Annotated in this window: 14 protein-coding genes; 4 read left to right on the forward strand and 10 right to left on the reverse strand. The window is 52.0% G+C overall.

Annotated features, from left to right (window positions below):
- Positions 1-105 precede the first annotated feature (105 nt).
- From DNH61_RS24450 to DNH61_RS24470, 5 genes are all read right to left on the reverse strand, one after another.
- Positions 106-1,500 (reverse strand): DUF2252 family protein, encoded by a 1,395-nt coding sequence (locus DNH61_RS24450; RefSeq protein ID WP_111149545.1) that lies wholly within the window; start codon positions 1,498-1,500, stop codon positions 106-108.
- A 245-nt stretch (positions 1,501-1,745) separates the two neighbouring features.
- Positions 1,746-3,224: an L-arabinose isomerase gene (gene araA / locus DNH61_RS24455; protein ID WP_111149547.1), complete on the reverse strand. Its 1,479-nt coding sequence runs from the start codon at positions 3,222-3,224 to the stop codon at positions 1,746-1,748.
- Between the two features lie 74 nt (positions 3,225-3,298).
- Positions 3,299-4,978 carry a ribulokinase gene (locus tag DNH61_RS24460; protein WP_111149549.1) on the reverse strand — a complete coding sequence of 560 codons (1,680 nt, stop codon included), beginning with the start codon at positions 4,976-4,978 and terminating at the stop codon, positions 3,299-3,301.
- A 78-nt stretch (positions 4,979-5,056) separates the two neighbouring features.
- Positions 5,057-5,767, reverse strand: a complete 711-nt coding sequence (araD, locus tag DNH61_RS24465; protein WP_111149551.1) for an L-ribulose-5-phosphate 4-epimerase — start codon at positions 5,765-5,767, stop codon at positions 5,057-5,059.
- A gap of 121 nt (positions 5,768-5,888) precedes the next feature.
- Positions 5,889-6,992 carry a GntR family transcriptional regulator gene (locus DNH61_RS24470; RefSeq protein ID WP_111149553.1) on the reverse strand — a complete coding sequence of 368 codons (1,104 nt, stop codon included), beginning with the start codon at positions 6,990-6,992 and terminating at the stop codon, positions 5,889-5,891.
- A 357-nt stretch (positions 6,993-7,349) separates the two neighbouring features.
- Here DNH61_RS24470 and kduI point away from each other — a divergent pair, with 357 nt between their 5' ends.
- The 4 genes from kduI to DNH61_RS24490 all read left to right on the forward strand — a co-directional run bounded on the left by kduI (position 7,350) and on the right by DNH61_RS24490 (position 10,630).
- On the forward strand, positions 7,350-8,183 hold the full coding sequence (gene kduI / locus DNH61_RS24475) for a 5-dehydro-4-deoxy-D-glucuronate isomerase (RefSeq protein WP_111149555.1): 834 nt from the start codon (positions 7,350-7,352) through the stop codon (positions 8,181-8,183).
- Between the two features lie 62 nt (positions 8,184-8,245).
- On the forward strand, positions 8,246-9,016 hold the full coding sequence (locus tag DNH61_RS24480) for a DeoR/GlpR family DNA-binding transcription regulator (protein WP_111149557.1): 771 nt from the start codon (positions 8,246-8,248) through the stop codon (positions 9,014-9,016).
- A 100-nt stretch (positions 9,017-9,116) separates the two neighbouring features.
- Positions 9,117-9,869, forward strand: coding sequence for a 2-dehydro-3-deoxy-D-gluconate 5-dehydrogenase KduD (gene kduD / locus DNH61_RS24485; protein WP_111149559.1), 753 nt, complete (start codon positions 9,117-9,119; stop codon positions 9,867-9,869).
- Positions 9,870-9,964: 95 nt separating this feature from the next.
- Positions 9,965-10,630: a bifunctional 2-keto-4-hydroxyglutarate aldolase/2-keto-3-deoxy-6-phosphogluconate aldolase gene (locus tag DNH61_RS24490; RefSeq protein ID WP_111149561.1), complete on the forward strand. Its 666-nt coding sequence runs from the start codon at positions 9,965-9,967 to the stop codon at positions 10,628-10,630.
- A gap of 176 nt (positions 10,631-10,806) precedes the next feature.
- On the opposite strand, the gene DNH61_RS24495 is transcribed toward DNH61_RS24490, so the two are convergent.
- The 5 genes from DNH61_RS24495 to DNH61_RS24520 all read right to left on the reverse strand — a co-directional run bounded on the left by DNH61_RS24495 (position 10,807) and on the right by DNH61_RS24520 (position 16,323).
- The gene (locus DNH61_RS24495; RefSeq protein WP_111149563.1) at positions 10,807-11,562 is read right to left on the reverse strand and encodes a hypothetical protein; all 756 of its coding nucleotides are present in this window, start codon (positions 11,560-11,562) and stop codon (positions 10,807-10,809) included.
- Positions 11,563-12,609: 1,047 nt separating this feature from the next.
- Positions 12,610-13,029 (reverse strand): hypothetical protein, encoded by a 420-nt coding sequence (locus DNH61_RS24505; RefSeq protein WP_111149567.1) that lies wholly within the window; start codon positions 13,027-13,029, stop codon positions 12,610-12,612.
- A 99-nt stretch (positions 13,030-13,128) separates the two neighbouring features.
- Positions 13,129-13,755 carry a hypothetical protein gene (locus DNH61_RS24510; RefSeq protein WP_146241141.1) on the reverse strand — a complete coding sequence of 209 codons (627 nt, stop codon included), beginning with the start codon at positions 13,753-13,755 and terminating at the stop codon, positions 13,129-13,131.
- Positions 13,737-14,609 (reverse strand): ATP-binding cassette domain-containing protein, encoded by an 873-nt coding sequence (locus DNH61_RS24515; protein WP_111149571.1) that lies wholly within the window; start codon positions 14,607-14,609, stop codon positions 13,737-13,739. The genes DNH61_RS24510 and DNH61_RS24515 overlap by 19 nt, the downstream gene beginning before the upstream one ends.
- On the reverse strand, positions 14,596-16,323 hold the full coding sequence (locus tag DNH61_RS24520) for a hypothetical protein (protein WP_111149573.1): 1,728 nt from the start codon (positions 16,321-16,323) through the stop codon (positions 14,596-14,598). Before DNH61_RS24520 ends, DNH61_RS24515 begins: the two co-directional genes overlap by 14 nt.
- Positions 16,324-16,352 lie beyond the last annotated feature (29 nt).

The raw sequence follows: 16,352 nt of genomic DNA on the forward strand, positions 1-16,352 counted from the left end.
CTATCCCCTTCTCTAGTAACTATTCCCGTGAATTACTATACAATAATTGTGTCTCAGAAAAAATGACATTTTTCCCGCCCGCCCAGAAGCCAGCTGTTAACCAGATTATGCATGAGTGCCCAGCAGGGTACCGCTCAGCAAATCTCCTGCAAGCAGCTGGTAGTCGGACTTGACCTGTTCATAATACTGAAACGACAGTTCAAGCAGCTCATCGCAAAACCGGCTCCAGGCTTCGTCATCCATTGCTGCAGCAAATGCATCCTCGAAGCTGTGTGGCACATACCCGGCATGGAAGCTGTTATCTGAACGCGCATGGGCGAGCGCATACGCCTGGCCAGCGTGAGACAGATAGTTATCCAGATCCTTCTGGCCGCCAAAGCCGCCGACATCGGTGTAATCTCCCTTGAAGGGAGAGATGCTGCGCACAGCGTACTCCACGTTATCTAACGTCAGTACGCCTGCATAAATGTCCTTATCACCGGTCAGCGCATCATGAGCCGCTCGCGCCCGCTCACCATGCCGCTGTCCGAACAGCTCTACATACCGCTCCCTTAGCGCTTGATCCGCAGCCAGCATCGGCGGGGAAAGCTGCTGTTTTACATCCAGAAGAATATCTCCGTCCGGGCCATCCGGCGAGCCTTCGAGCAGCACATGGTACCGCGTGGTTCCCAGGCTTGCCGTACCCTGGTTGATCCGGTAAGCCACATCCTTGATACGCCAATAGTTAGAACTCACCGACAGCCTGTCCTCCGCAAACTCAGCGAGCGAAGCCGGGTAGCTGTGCCAGGCCGTCTCGAACCGCTGCCGCTCCTCTTCACTTAACGCGCGGTACTTCGTCTTGCGCCTGCGGAGCACCCGTTCTCCGTCCTTTACCTTCGTCCACTTATCGAGCAGCGATGCATGGCTGCCCTTAGCCAGCTCCTTCATCACGCGGCGTGTGAAGCCCTTCAACCGCTCCTTGGTCAGCTCGGCCGTTGACGGAATGCTTGCGCTGCTCACATCAGCCAGCGTGCTCCGGTAGGCATCCAGGAAGACCAGCGCACTCTGCTTCAGCTCCTCGTCCAGCAGATCGGCCAGCTGTCCGCTGTTATCCCGCTCAAGGAAGAGACTGGTCAGGAAACGGAGCAGGTCCCAATAGAAGGGACCGATGAAGGCGCTGTCCAGATCATTAAGATCAAATACACATTCGCCTTTGCTGTTATGGTAGAAGCCTACATTCTGAATGTGAGCGTCGCCCTGCACCCAGGTCGTAAGACCGGGCTGCCCCTTCCATTCTTCGGGAACGATTATGTACTTGGCCAGATCATAGAAGAAAATATCCGGCGTCCCCCGAAAGAAGGAAAAGGAGCTGGCTCCAAGCTTCTTGAACTTCAGGTCCTTCGTCTCCCTATCGTTATAAAAGGCATTCGCCTGCCTGATCTTACTGGCCAGATAGCTTTTTCTCGCTGCCCCTTTTGGAGCTTGAACTCCCATGCTGCGCAGCTTATTCCTATTCTGCATCTTTCCCGCCCCCTGTTCATGCTGTTTAGCTTCTTTAATGATTAACCTACTAAACAGTTTACTAGTTTTCCAGCAAAAAGGAATGCCTCCACGGTTTGGACACAAAAAAACTGTCCCGGCTGCTCTAACTCTGAGCCGGGACAGCTTGCAGTTGATCTATTCTTCACCGCAGTACCGGCAGACAGCATAGCCTGCCTGACCAGTCATCTGCAGCTTGATTCAAACCGTTACCTTACAAGTGAAGCTTAACGAAGCTTCCAAGCGATATCGTTCAGGCGCAGCTCGTTGCGGAATGCAGTCGGAACCGTGCTCTTGTCGATAACAACACATTCGATGCCAGCCATCTCAGCGAAGTCCTGCAGCATCTCGGTTGTTACCACATAGGAGAAGCCAGTGTGGTGAGCGCCGCCAGCGAGAATCCAAGCTTCTACGCCGTCCTTCAGGTTCGGATGCACCTGCCACAGTACACGTGCTACCGGCAGATTCGGCATTGCTTCCTTAGGCTCAACAGCCGTAACTTCATTAACCAGCATGCGGAAACGGTTGCCCATGTCGATGATGGATGCGTTCAGGGCAGCGCCGGAGCGGCCGTTGAACACCATACGTGCCGGATCTTCCTTGCCGCCGATTCCCAGTGGATGTACTTCCAGTCTTGGCTTGTCGACTGCGATAGTCGGGCAGATCTCAAGCATGTGGGAACCAAGAACGAGCTCGTTCTGCGGGTCAAGATGATACGTGTAATCTTCCATGAAGGACGTGCCTTCGTTGCCTGCAATGATCTTCATCAGGCGTACGAGAGCGGCTGTCTTCCAGTCGCCTTCGCCAGCGAAGCCGTAGCCGTCTTCCATCAGGCGCTGAACTGCCAGGCCCGGAAGCTGCTTCATGCCGTGCAGGTCTTCGAAGGTTGTCGTGAACGCTGTAAATCCGCCTTCTTCAAGGAAGGAACGCATGCCGATTTCAATACGGGCTTGTTCAGCAATGTTGCTGCGCTGTGCGTCATCCTTGACTGCAATCTCATACTTCTCAGCATACAGCTCCATCAGACGGTTCACTTCTTCGTCGGAAACCGCATTGATGCGCTCAACCAGATCGCCGATGCCGTAGGTGTTAACGGACCAGCCGAACTTGATCTCAGCTTCAACCTTGTCGCCTTCGGTAACTGCTACATTACGCATGTTGTCGCCGAAGCGGCAAACCTTCAGCGTGCGGCTTTCAGCGAACGCAGCCGCTGTACGCTGCCAGCCGCCGATTTTGCCTTGAACCTGCTGGTCTTCCCAGTATCCGACAATGACTTTGCGGGCGATGCCCATGCGAGCGCCGATGAAGCCATGCTCACGGTCTCCGTGTGCTGCCTGGTTCAGGTTCATGAAGTCCATATCAATGGAATCCCAAGGGATATCACGGTTGTACTGGGTCGCCAGGTGCAGCAGCGGCTTGTTCAGAAGCGACAGGCCGGAGATCCACATCTTGGACGGCGAGAAGGTGTGCATCCAGGTGATAACACCTGCGCAGTCAGCATCGCTGTTAGCATCGATCATAACTTGACGGATCTCTTCGGTTGTCTTCACAACCGGCTTGAATACCACTTCATATGGCAGACCAGCCTTGTTCAGGCCTTCCACGATTTTGCGGGAGTGATCCGCTACCTGCTCCAGCGTCTCAGGACCGTACAGATGCTGGCTTCCTGTAATGAACCAAAACTTATACGCTTTTACGTTCAACATGGTTAAATATCCCCCTTGGGTGTTGGCATTATTTAAAAACAGCTATAATCACAGGAATCGCTGCGAATCCAACGTTAGCGGGATGCAGTATCTTCCTTGATCGACTTCAGTACCTTCATGACATTGTTCCCGCCGCGGCCAAAATAATCATGAAGCTTGGTGTATTCCCCGTACAGCTTATCGTAGACCGCGACATGCTCAGGAATCGGCTTGTAAGATTCCTCCCGGACACGGGCCATCTTGCGGGCGGCATCCACGATGGAATCATAACCGCCGTTAGCCCTGCCGGCCGCTACGGCGCCAAACATAGCCGCACCCAGTGCAGGCGTCTGCTTCGATGCCGCAACCTTGATCTCACGATTCGTAACATCCGCGTAGATCTGCATCAGCAGCGCATTCTTCTGCGGCAATCCGCCGCATGCATACAGCTCGATAACCGGCACACCGCTGTCCTGGAATGCGTCCACGATCTTCCGGGTGCCGAATGCTGCTGCCTCCAGCAGTGCACGGTAGATCTCTTCCGGCTTGGTCAGGAGCGTCATCCCGACAAGCAGGCCGGTCAAGTCCGTATCGACAAGGACGGACCGGTTGCCGTTCCACCAGTCAAGCGCGAGCAGACCGGTCTGTCCCGGCTTATATGCCGAAGCGAGTCTCGTCAGGTATTCGTGAACGCCGATGCCTTCACTGCCTGCTGCTTGCTTCACATAGGCCGGCACCGCTTCTTCCACAAACCACTCGAAGATATCGCCTACTGCCGGCTGCCCGGCTTCATATCCCAGATATCCGGGAATAATTCCGTCCTCCACAACGCCGCACATGCCTTCAACCTCGATCTCCTTCTCACCCAGAAGCATATGGCAGACCGACGTGCCCATCGCCATGACCAGCTTGCCGGGCTCCACAACGCCCACACCCGGTACGGCTGCATGCGCATCGACGTTGCCGACAGCAACCGCGATGCCAGGACGAAGTCCCATTGCCGCTGCCATCTCTTCTGTCAGCTCGCCTGCCTTGCTGCCGAGCGGCAGAATGCCGCCGCGCAGCTTCGTCTCGGTCAGTTGCTCAAGACGCGGATCAAGCGCCTTGAAGAAGTCATTGCCGGGGTAGCCGTCCTGCTTGTGCCAGATCGCCTTATACCCGGATGTGCAGCTGTTGCGTGTGAAGCTGCCGGTCATCTTCAAGACGACCCAATCCGCTGCCTCCAGGAAGCGGTCGGCCTTCTCATAGATATCCGGTGCTTCGTTAAGTATTTGCCAGATCTTCGCAATCATCCATTCCGATGAAGTCTTGCCGCCGTAACGTGCAAGAAACTTCTCGCCGCGCTTCCTCGCGATCTCGTTGATCAGGTTCGCTTCCTCTTGAGCGGCGTGGTGCTTCCACAGCTTAACCCAGCTGTGCGGGTTATCTCTGTATTCCGGCAGGAGGCAGAGCGCTTCGCCCGCTTCATTGACCGGCAGCATGGTTGTCGCTGTGAAATCGATTCCTAGGCCAACCACATCAGCCGGGTCCACACCGGATTCCCTCATGACTGCCGGTACCGACCGCTTCAGCACCTCCAGATAATCACCCGGATGCTGCAGCGCCCAATCATGCCCCAGCCTGACACCTGATCCTGGCAGCTTCTCATCTATTACATGATGCGGGTAAGGTGTTACGTGATCCGCAACCTCCGTACCATCTGCAAGGTCTACCAGGACAGCACGGCCGGACTGCGTACCGTAGTCCACTCCGATTGCGTACGTTGTGCTGCTCATGCTCCACCTCCGCCGGTTATCCGTTCTCTGTATGGTGAGCTGCCCTATTCCCGTTCACTCACACGGCCTGCAGAGCAATTACTTGCCGCTACCGGTGCCTTGACCGTAGTAGGCGTTCTTGCCATGCTTGCGCAGGAAGTGACGGTCCAGCAGGTCCTGGTCCATCGGCTGAACCTCAGGATTCAGGTGTGCCGTACGGTGACCAATCTTGGCAACTTCCTCCAGAACAACCGCATTGTGAACAGCCGTGTGCGCGTCCTTGCCCCATGTGAATGGAGCATGGCAGTTAACCAGCACGCCCGGAACCATGTCCGGGTCGATACCGCGTTCACGGAATGTCTCCACAATCACATTGCCGGTCTCCAGTTCATAAGCGCCCTTGATCTCAGCTTCCGTCATCAGACGGGTGCAAGGAATTTCTCCGTAAAAATAATCCGCATGCGTCGTACCCAGGGCAGGAATGCCCCGGCCCGCCTGCGCCCAAGTCGTTCCCCAAGGCGAATGGGTGTGAACAACACCGCCAATGTTAGGGAAAGCCTTGTAAAGCACTACGTGGGTCGGTGTGTCGGAGGAAGGCTTCAAATTACCTTCAACCACCTTGCCTTCCAGGTCGACAACGACCATGTCATCACGCTTCAGCTCTTCATAAGGGACACCGCTTGGTTTAATGACGACCAGACCGCTCTCACGATCAATGCCGCTGACATTACCCCATGTAAACGTAACCATTTTATACTTGGGTAGATCCAGGTTAGCTTCGAGGACTTCCTGCTTCAACTGCTCGAGCACGATTTGTCCACTCCTCTCACAAAGACAGTAATTGATGGTCTCATTATACACTTGTACGTACCTATCTTCAAGAATTAATTAATATGTTCATAACTGGTACATACAAGTCCTGAAAAAAGAGCTACAGCACCAGCTGCGGCTCCTTGGTGGAATCCCGGATAATGAGCTCCGGTTCGTATAGAATATCCTCTGCCGGCATAGTCCGGCGTCCTTCTATTAAATCCAGCAGCAGCTCGGCGGCTGCAGCTCCCATCTCGGTCTTCGGATGCGTCAGCGTCGTCAGCTTCACCTCGGATGCCACCGCAAGCGTCGAGTCATCGAACCCGATCATGGATAAGTCATCCGGCACACTGAGCCCCAGCTCCCTGACCGCTCCGAGCAGCGTAAGGGCCAGCTCATCATTGTAGCAGACGAATGCCGTTGGACGGTCCGTGCGGCTCAGCATAGCCTTCGCTGTCGCAACCGGCTTGACTTCCTTTTCCTCTGATGTATAGAAAGTCACAGCATCTGGAGTCATTGGCACCTGATATTGCCGGTGAGCCCGGACGAAGCCCTTCATCCGGTTCGTGCCCTGCAGGTCATCCGTCTTGAAGAATCCGGCTATCCTCCGGTGGCCAAGCTGGATCAGATGCTCCGCCGCCTTGAAGCCGCCCGCTTCATCATCCACCTTCAGACAAGGGCAGTCGAGGTCCGAATACCGTTCGTTGATCATCAGGAACGGCACCCTATGATCCTGCAGATTCAAGTATTCGTGCAGGTTCGGATTGCCCTGCGCACTCTTCGTCGGCTCGACGATCAAGCCGCTTAAGGGCTGTCCCAGCATCATCCGCAGGCTCTGTGTCTCCCTTGCCTTGTCGTTATCCGTGCTGGACAGCAGCAGGCCGTAGCCCCTGCTTCTCAGTACCGCTTCCGCGCCGCGGACAATATGCGGGAAGATGTAGTCTGATATATAGGTCGTAATCATCCCCACAGTCTGTACTTCCCTCTGGGGCCGGGCTCCTGTGCGCGGCGAGACGAAGGTCCCCTTGCCCTGAAGCCGGTACAGCCAGCCATCCTTCTCCAGCTCGCCAAGCGCCTGCCTGACTGTCTGCCTGCTCATCACATACTTGGCAGCCAGCTCATGCTCGGAAGGCATCTGCTCATTCGGCTTCCATTTGCCGGCCTGCAAGGACACCAAGATTTCGTCCCGCAGCTGCATATATTTTGGCATTTCCCTAGTTCCCATTATTCCACCCGGGCCCTTCCTTTATTTACAGTCATTATAGCACAGCTAACTTGTACGCACATCTGAAATATAAGGCTTTTTCCTTAGTAATAGGACTTTCACAACAGCTTCCGCACAAATAACTTTCCATAGTTTGAATTCATTTCCCATTTCAAGGAATTATAAACGATACAGCTTTGCACCAAAGGCGTGAACACGCTTTGGTTCTCATTCTTTTTCTTGGTTTCCTGGCCGCTGCTCCATGCAACCGCTCACAAATTATACCAGAACCACTTGCCAAATGCCCATATGTGGAGTAAAGTAAACTTAAATGAACTCATTTTAAACTAATATAAACCTAAAAGGAGTGCTGGACAAATGGAAATCCGTTACGCTTCCCATCCTAATGAGGTTAAGAGCTTTGATACTTCCCGCCTACGCAAGGAATTTCTGATCGAGTCTCTGTTTACTGAGAATCAGCTGAACCTTACGTATACTCATGTGGATCGTTTTATCGTTGGCGGCGTTCTGCCGGTGAACGGTTCGGTTAAGCTTGATGCTGACAAGAAGGAAATGGGTGCAGACTTCTTCCTCGAGCGCCGTGAGATCGGTATTATCAATATCGGCGGAGCAGGTACGGTAACCGTGGACGGCACTTCCTACGATATGGAAACCAAGGATTGCCTCTACATTGGTCTTGGTGCCCAGGATGTAACCTTTAGCAGCAAAGATTCATCTTCCCCGGCCAAGTTTTATTTCAACTCCGCACCGGCACATAAGCAGTACCCGACTGTAAAAGCTTCCATCAGCGAAGCGAATCCGAAGCATCTGGGCAGCATCGCCAATTCAAATGAACGCACGATCTATCAATTCATTCACGGCGGCGGCATCCAAAGCTGCCAGCTGGTCATGGGTCTTACCATGCTGAAGCCGAACAACATGTGGAATACGATGCCTTGCCACACCCATAACCGCCGCGCCGAGGTGTACTTCTACTTCGATATGCCGGAAGACGGCGTAGTCTTCCACTACATGGGCGAGCCACAGGAAACCCGTCACCTGGTCGTGCGCAATGAGCAGTCTATCATTTCGCCCAGCTGGTCGATCCACAGCGGCGTAGGCACATCCAACTATACCTTTATCTGGGGTATGGCCGGCGAAAATCAGATTTTCGACGATATGGATATGGTAGCCATGAAGGACCTGCGTTAATCATCTCTAAATCGTTATGGTACAATTACCTATAAAATGTACACAGAACGGATGCGAATCAGGTGAACCCATTACGACGATATGAAGCCATTATGGAACAGCTCCTTGCCAGCAAGGAGGTTACGGTTGCGGATTTAAGCGACCAGCTGCAGGTGACAGGCAAGACGATCCGGGAGGATCTCGCCAAGCTGGAGGAAAGGGGCCTGCTGGTACGCGTGCATGGCGGTGCCGTGCTGGCTCAGAGCGAGCAGCTTGGCATTCTCTCCGTCAAGGAGCCTGTCGTCAAGCACAGCGATGAGAAGGCTGAGGTAGCGGAGCGCGCGCTCCGCTATATCGAGCCGAAGGACATTATTGCGCTTGACGGCGGATCAACGACGCTGGAGATCGCCCGCCGCCTCGACAACATACCGCTTACCGTTATCACGAATGATGTCTATATCATTGGCGAGCTGGCGCGCAAGCCCGATATCCGGCTTGTTGTTCCCGGCGGCTACCGGGTTCGCAATATGCTGACCGGACCGGAAGCTGAGAGCTATGTCCGCAGCCTGAATGTCCAGAAGGCCTTCCTGTCCGCCACCGGTGTCCATCCGGAGTATGGCTTCTCGATCTATACAGGTGACCTGATCGCCTTCAAGCGGGCGCTGCTGGAATCGACATGCACCACTTATGTGGTGGCCGACCATCACAAATTCGGACAGTTTGCCCTGCGCACCTTCGCAGAGCTGAAGGAGGTCAGCCGGATTATAACGGACAGCGGCCTGACTGAATCAGCAGCCCAGCCTTATACAGAGGCCGGTGTCGAAGTGGAATACGGCGACCTGCCTGCGGATTGAGGATCATCTTAAGATTATGAGGATCAGTCTTTATTTTATATAGAAGAAACAGCTCCATATCACGACAGATTGTTGATATTATGAGAGTGAGGGAACGGACATGGGCATGTTTGACTTATCGGGTAAAGTGGCAGTTGTAACAGGGGCATCAGGCGGCCTCGGACAAGGTATGGCAGTCGGTCTGGCAGAGGCTGGCGCCGACATTGTTGCCGTATCCAACAGCGGCAGTGAAGAGACGGTTGCGATGATAGAGGCACTTGGCCGGAAGGCTGTCGATCTGCAGGCTGACCTCAGCCAGCCGGAAGGTCTTGAGGATGTGTTCAAGCAGGCGCTGGAATTTGGCGGCCGTGTCGATGTGCTTGTGAACAACGCGGGCATCATCCGCCGCACACCAGCGGCAGAGCATGCCTGGCAGGACTGGCAGGATGTCATCGACATCAACCTGAGCACCGTCTTCTACCTGTCCCAGCTGGCCGGGCGCCATATGCTGGAGAGAGGCAGCGGCAAAATCGTCAATATCGCCTCCATGCTCTCCTATCAGGGCGGCATCAATGTCCCTGGTTATACGGCGAGCAAGCACGGTGTTGCGGGCATTACGAAAGCCCTCGCCAATGAGTGGGCAGGCAAAGGCGTTCAGATCAACGCGATTGCTCCTGGCTATATGCTGACGAACAACACGAAGCAGATTGTTGAGGATAAAGCGCGGTACCAATCGATTACCGACCGTATTCCTGCCGGACGCTGGGGCACACCGGATGATCTGAAGGGACCGGTCGTATTCCTCTCTTCCTCCGCTTCCGATTATCTGAATGGCCATGTCATGTGCGTCGACGGCGGCTGGATGGCTCGCTAACGCGTTTGGCCCGTCCAAGGCGTCGGGTAATAGAAACAGAGAAGCGGGCCGGCCTGTCCGGTCCGCTTAATTCGACTACACGGAAGGTGTGCGTCATGAAAAAATTGCGACTCATTGAACAAATCCGCGAGTCAGGCGTCGTAGCCGTACTCCGCGGCGATTCGCCGGAGGAAGTCGTCCGGATGGCCGAGCATGCTATCGAAGGCGGTATCAAGGCAATCGAGATTACGATGACCATCCCATTCGCGCTTGAAGCCATAACTGCGCTGGCCAAGAAATACCAGAGCAGCGACCCATCAGCAGATAATTATGCTATCATCGGCGCCGGCACGGTGCTTGATCCAGAGACGGCACGCGCAACGATCCTGTCGGGAGCCGAGTTCGTCGTTGCCCCTGCCCTGAATCGTGACACGATTATGCTCTGCAACCGGTACCGGGTACCGGTCATGCCTGGCGTTGTGACGATCCAGGAGATCACGGCCGCGCTTGAGCTTGGCGTTGACGTCTGCAAGCTGTTCCCGGGCAGCCTGTTCGAGCCTTCAATCGTCCCGACGATCAAGGGGCCGCTCCCGCAGGCCAACCTGATGCCGACAGGCGGCGTCTCCCTGTCGAACCTCAAGGACTGGGTCAAAGCCGGCGTATTCGCTGTCGGTATCGGCTCCGACCTGACCAAGGAAGCCGTCGCCAAGCAGGATTTCAGCCTGATCACATCCAAGGCTCAAGCTTACATGGAAGCTTACCGTGAGGCGGCTGGGAAGTAACTTGCTGCCCCTGTGTTACTTGCCACAATATATCTAAACCACGTGATAGATGGGGTAGCTAATGTAAAAAGGAACCCATATACTAAACACCATTTTTAAAGTGTTCAGTATATGGGTTTCAATATTACTTTTTATCTTCACTTTCATGTTTAAAAATAAAAGAAGTGAAACACTCATTATTTGAAATTATTTGCAAATTGGAGTTCCCATGATTTATCCGGATCACTAACAAAGATATCTACTGTCGAAGATGCACCAACAAATGGAGTAGTAATATTCACTCCTTGTGAATTTACAGGATTCCAGTCACTTGGTGCATTGTAAGACCATGTATCTCTAGTAGGTTCGTATGTTACCTGTTGACTCTCTATACGTTGCCTTGACAGTCCTACAGTCCCTAAATTCACTTTTCTGTTGGCTAGCCTTAATATTGGATCGTTCCTTTCCCATCCTCCTGTAGCTTTTATTAGTTTCCAATAGGTACCTGGAACATCGGTGTATGTAATCTTATCAATATATATTCTTGAGTAGGCTTTTATACCGTAACTACTATCATTTTTAGAATCATATCGGTCGCTATCATAGTTTGTAATAGAAGTTACAGCATAAGATTCTACAGTATCTCCATTTACGGAGGTGCTTTTTTCAAGGAGTTGCGCTGTTTTGAGCTTTTTCACTTTAAACCTCATTTTCTTTCCGTTTTTTGAGGTCATGACTATATTTGTTTTTGTACTAGTGCCTTCATCCAATACCAAATCTGTTAATCCTTTTTCCGCACGTTCCTCTAGAATTTTCAGTTCAATGATTTCCTTGTTTTTAATTAGTATTCGACCCTTTTTCTCTCCTGCATTTTTTCCTTCTGCATTACCAGTTAGCGGTGACATCAGAAGAACCAAGGAAGACAACACAAAAATAAAAATACTTTTCCTCATCACTCACACTCCTTATTTTGTAGTTGCAAACATATTATAATACCAATTGAAGGTAAATCAAATAAAAATTAAACAATAACAACCTTCTTACTATATAAATTTATTCTATATAGTTCAAATTAACCAAATAAATTTAGCGACTAGAATTGTTTAAAGTCATCCTGTAATATAGAAAAAAATATGTTTTAGGGAAGGGGACATTATGCCAAGATATTTATATTCCGTTATCTGGCTGATAGGGTTCTTGGTTATTTCTTACTACTTCAATCCTCTAAAATTGGAGTTGTTAGAGGAAATAGCCATTACGTACAACATCAAAAATCATCTCTATATTGAATTAATGTATGTATTTATGGGAATTTATATTTCTTTGTTATTTATTAATTTAAAAGTAATTGATGTTAAATACCCTTATCTTCTAGTGGTCTTTTTACCATTATTTATTTTTTCTGTGATAAAATATTTTGTAACAATCCCTGTGAATTTTGAAATGATAAGTATGATCTGTGGCCTGTCTTTAATGATCGGATTGTTTCAACTCAGAAACCCTTCACCTCCACCTAATCGTTAGTTAGGATATTCTTAGCTTAGTCAATTCTAACTTTGCCTTTAGTAATAATCGATTACTCTTCTATTAAAAATTACGTTGCATAAGCCAACCCCTACTCTTTCCATCCAACCTGTTGGCAGTTCTATAACTGAGAAGGAAACGCTGCAGGATTTTAAGACGCTGGTGAAAAACTGCCTTATCCCATCGCTGGAATTCATATAAATACAACTCGTAGAGGACTCATTGATGCGATGTGGGAAGCTAAAATTTCTCAAGCAGAGTTTAGGCAGATCCTTGCCACCGTTGACTCTACTGGACTCTCTCATTCTGAATTAGTTAAAGTTATAGGAGACGCATGGATGGATAGGAATGATTATGAGACTTGGGAAATGTGAGAAATCTCTGATATCTTACTATGTGTGGTTATGTTTACCCCCGCTAAGAACAATGACGGGGGTATTCTTCTCCCTTATGTCCTTCAAGCTATTAACTCAGTCTTACTGCGACTTCCCACCCGCTCCCTGGAATAACGCCTCCACACGCGCCAGCAGCTTTTCATTATGCAGATAATAATGCCCGCCCACTGCACTCGGTGTGAAGCTCAGCTTCCTCTCTTCACCCTCAAAGAGCGACACCTCATACAGAAACCCCGTCCGACCCTCTTGATTGGGATCTGGAACGAATATCATATCTTTCACTTGATTAATCCAGTCCCGCACCATAAGTTCATCCGAGATAAGCTTCCTGTCCCCTGTTGAGCCGTCCAGAATTTCGACAGCCTCCACATTCGATATTGAACCAGGGTAAAATTCATGCAGCCTCTGCGTCTTGAGTTCCGCCTTCCCGGGGGGAGCTTCGGCCGAACAACCAGCCAGCAGCACGATGATCATCAGCAGCCATGCTGTTCTTTGGGACAACTCTATATACGGAACACCTCGATTGGTAATATTCTTCCATTCAATTTATTGACGAACGGGATCCCGCCAAGGTTGCACCCTCTCCCCCATTGCACGGTATTAATCCTTCAATAGGTGAAAACTCTCCCTGAAGCGGATCAGCTGGGCAGTAAGGACGGCGGCAGACGCGCAAGCCGCCGCTTGTACCGTAACGAATGCCTCTGGGGTCGTACCCAGCTTCTGGCGGTACCACTGCAGCAGATACAGCGGCCCTTGTCCGCTTCCGCCTGCAAACATACCGAAGAACAGATAACACAGCGCGAGACAGAGCCCGAAGGCGTTATGCTTGAACAAGGCAACCAAGGCCGCGGTAATCTGCATATACAGCATAGCTGACACAAACCCTGCCCAAACCTCAGCAGCATCAAAGTACTGACGAAGGACGGCAGCGTACAGACCCGCATATAGAAGACTTAGAAGCAGCGGTCTTAAGGCACCTGCCTTCCACGGCGCTGCAGGCAGTGTAATCCACAGCTCCTTCTGTTCTGAACTGCCAATCTGCGACATGAGCCCAAGCATGGGAAAGGCCAGAGCGGGATACAACACCAGCGCGGTCATCTCTTTGGAAAACTGCTGCGATGTAGTCCCGGCAATCACGGCTAACAGCCACAGCAGCAGCGGAATGACAAACAAAGGCTTATGGGCTGTCCAGACATAACGCCACTGCACTAGTTCCCGTTTAACCACACCATATAACCCTCCTCCAGAGTAGGCTGAACCAGCTCGGCGCCCGCACACGGCTCGTCCTGCGCAATTATCCGCAGATTATACCCGCCCCCGATCTGCTGAGCAGCATCCGTAATGAATAATGCCGGATTGCCGAGGAGCCGTTCGTACTCCTCTCTTCCCGCATACAACCCCCAGACCCTCCCGCTGGCATAACCGGTGACAGAATGCACATGCTCGTGTGCTTCCAGCCGTCCCTGCTTCATGAGAAAAACCCGGTCACAGGTCATGGTGATATCCCCCGTAATATGCGTCGAGAGCAGAACAGCCCGGTTAAACGCAAGGCGCTTGACCAGATTCCGGAAACGGATCCGCTCCTCCGGGTCCAGACCCGCAGTCGGTTCATCCACAAGCAGCAGAGACGGCTCATGCAGGATGGCCTGCGCAATACCGAGCCGCTGTTTCATGCCTCCCGAAAGCGACCGCACCTGCTCACGGGCCTTATCCGCAAGGTTAACCTCATGCAGCACCTCTTCTGTCCGCTCTTTCACCAGCCTGCTGTCCATTCCCCTCATGCTTCCTATATAAGATAGATACTCGCGGACCGTTAAAGCGGGAAACAGCCCGACATGCTGAGGCAGATAGCCGATCAGCGAGCGGATATGCTCCATATTTTTGCGGCTCCACTGTACGCCGTCCAGAGTCAGCTTTCCTGTTGTCGGCTGGTGATAGGTGGATAAAATCCGCAGCAGCGTCGTTTTGCCGGCACCATTGGGGCCAAGCAGGCCCGTTATTCCGTTCGACAGCGTGAATGACGCTTCGTGAAGCGCAGTTTTACGGCCATATGCCTTCGTCAATTGTTCAGCTACCAGCATGCTTCAAGTCCTCCAATACCTGCTCTGGTGTGAGCAAACCTTGTGTCTCGTTATACCACTTTCTAATAAGCCTTTCCTTCTCCTCATCCGGCAGAGGAACGTACTGCTCGCGCAGCTGCTCCATAAACGCCTGGCCGTACACATCTTCATAAAATGAAATTTGCGTATTCTCAATATCACCGGAGTATAGGTCAATAAAGAGCATGATTCTCTGATGAAAATCGCTGCTAGCGTAGGGAGGCTGAGCTAGAAATAACACATCCAGCGTCAGTGAAATGCTGTCCGGAGAGGTAAAATATTCGTCCGGATTCGCAGAAAATTCATTAATCGTCGTCATGATAACCCCACGGCCCGGCAGCTCTGCTGTTTCAGCCAGTCTGCTTCTGGCCTCTTGTACGATCAGTTTATGGGCATTATGAGTCCTGACCGCTGCTTTCTGTGAAACAAATGCGGGTCTCAAAAGCCCGCCATCTTCCACATATTCACCATAAAAGATCGTCGGGCCATAAGCCTGCCCTTCCCAGACACCCTTCCCGGCAGGGCTCAAATTCGTGTGTATCTGACTGCTCTCACTGCCCGTCACTTCAATCCGGTACCTCTCTTTCCGGCCGCTATGATACGGATCTAGAGCTTCCGCCGGATGCATCGGGTACCAAGGCAGAACAGATGGCAGCTCGGCAAAATGGGGGCCAACGGATTCGTAAGTCTGTGTTGCTGCAGTAAGCTTCAACCGCCCTTCGCGGGACGGCAGCTTAAGGGTCAACAGATCCTCCTGCTGCGTATAGGCGATGCGCTTGTCTCCAAGCATAACCTCCTTCACTTCAAAATCATCCCACAGCGCAAACGAAATCGTACCGTTCTCCGCCTCCAAATCCGCTTCATAACGATAGGACAGATCATGATTGCTCTTGCCATGCGTTATCTTCATATATACATGGTCAACCGAATACTGAAGCTCCTTCTCGTCTATTGGTGCAGCAGGAGCGTAAGAGTAAACCGACCAGCCCTCGTCCGTCAAGTAGGGGACATAGGGCGAGAAGACTGGCAGAATCAGCGCCCCCGCCATGCAGACCAGGGCAAACTGTCTCACTGGCCGTGTCCACGTCAGGCCGGTATAGGCACCGATGATCACCACCGCGGCTACCGCCCGCTGAATGAAGAAGCCCCTGTTTACCCGCTGACTCTCCATATCATAAATCCCCATGACCAGTTCAATGTTTGGGTCTCCCACGATTAGCCAGCCCGTAACCTCCTTTGGCACAATATCGCCCAATACCATTGCGTTGTAAGGCATAATCAGAAACCAGGCCAGCGCAATCAGAACGTAACTGTACAAGCTGCTGGTAAGGCTGTACAGCACATAACCGAGCACGGCGGATAAGAAGAACGGAGCCCACCAGCAGAGCACTGTGTACAGCAGCGCATGAGGCACTTCATGAATCGTTTCACTTCCATGGACTTCCAGAATGTAGAGGACGACCGCCGTGAAGAAGATCAGATAGAATATTCCGGTAAGCAGCATCCAGAACAGGAGCTTGCCCAGCCGGTTGCCTGTAAAGCCGGGTAAGGTGCGAACCAGCTCCAGCTGGTACCATCGCTGCTCTCCCCGTGCCTCTTCAGCTCCGTACAAGAAGAACAGAAGGCTTGTTACCATAATGAAATAGACCATACCCGGCATAACATCCAGCCCTGTCAGGTTGGCACGCGGCAACACAACGGAACCGCCTATACATCCGGCAAACA

Origin of the sequence: Paenibacillus sambharensis (genome assembly GCF_003233845.1) — a bacterium.
GTDB classification, from domain to species: Bacteria; Bacillota; Bacilli; order Paenibacillales; family Paenibacillaceae; genus Paenibacillus_I; species Paenibacillus_I sambharensis.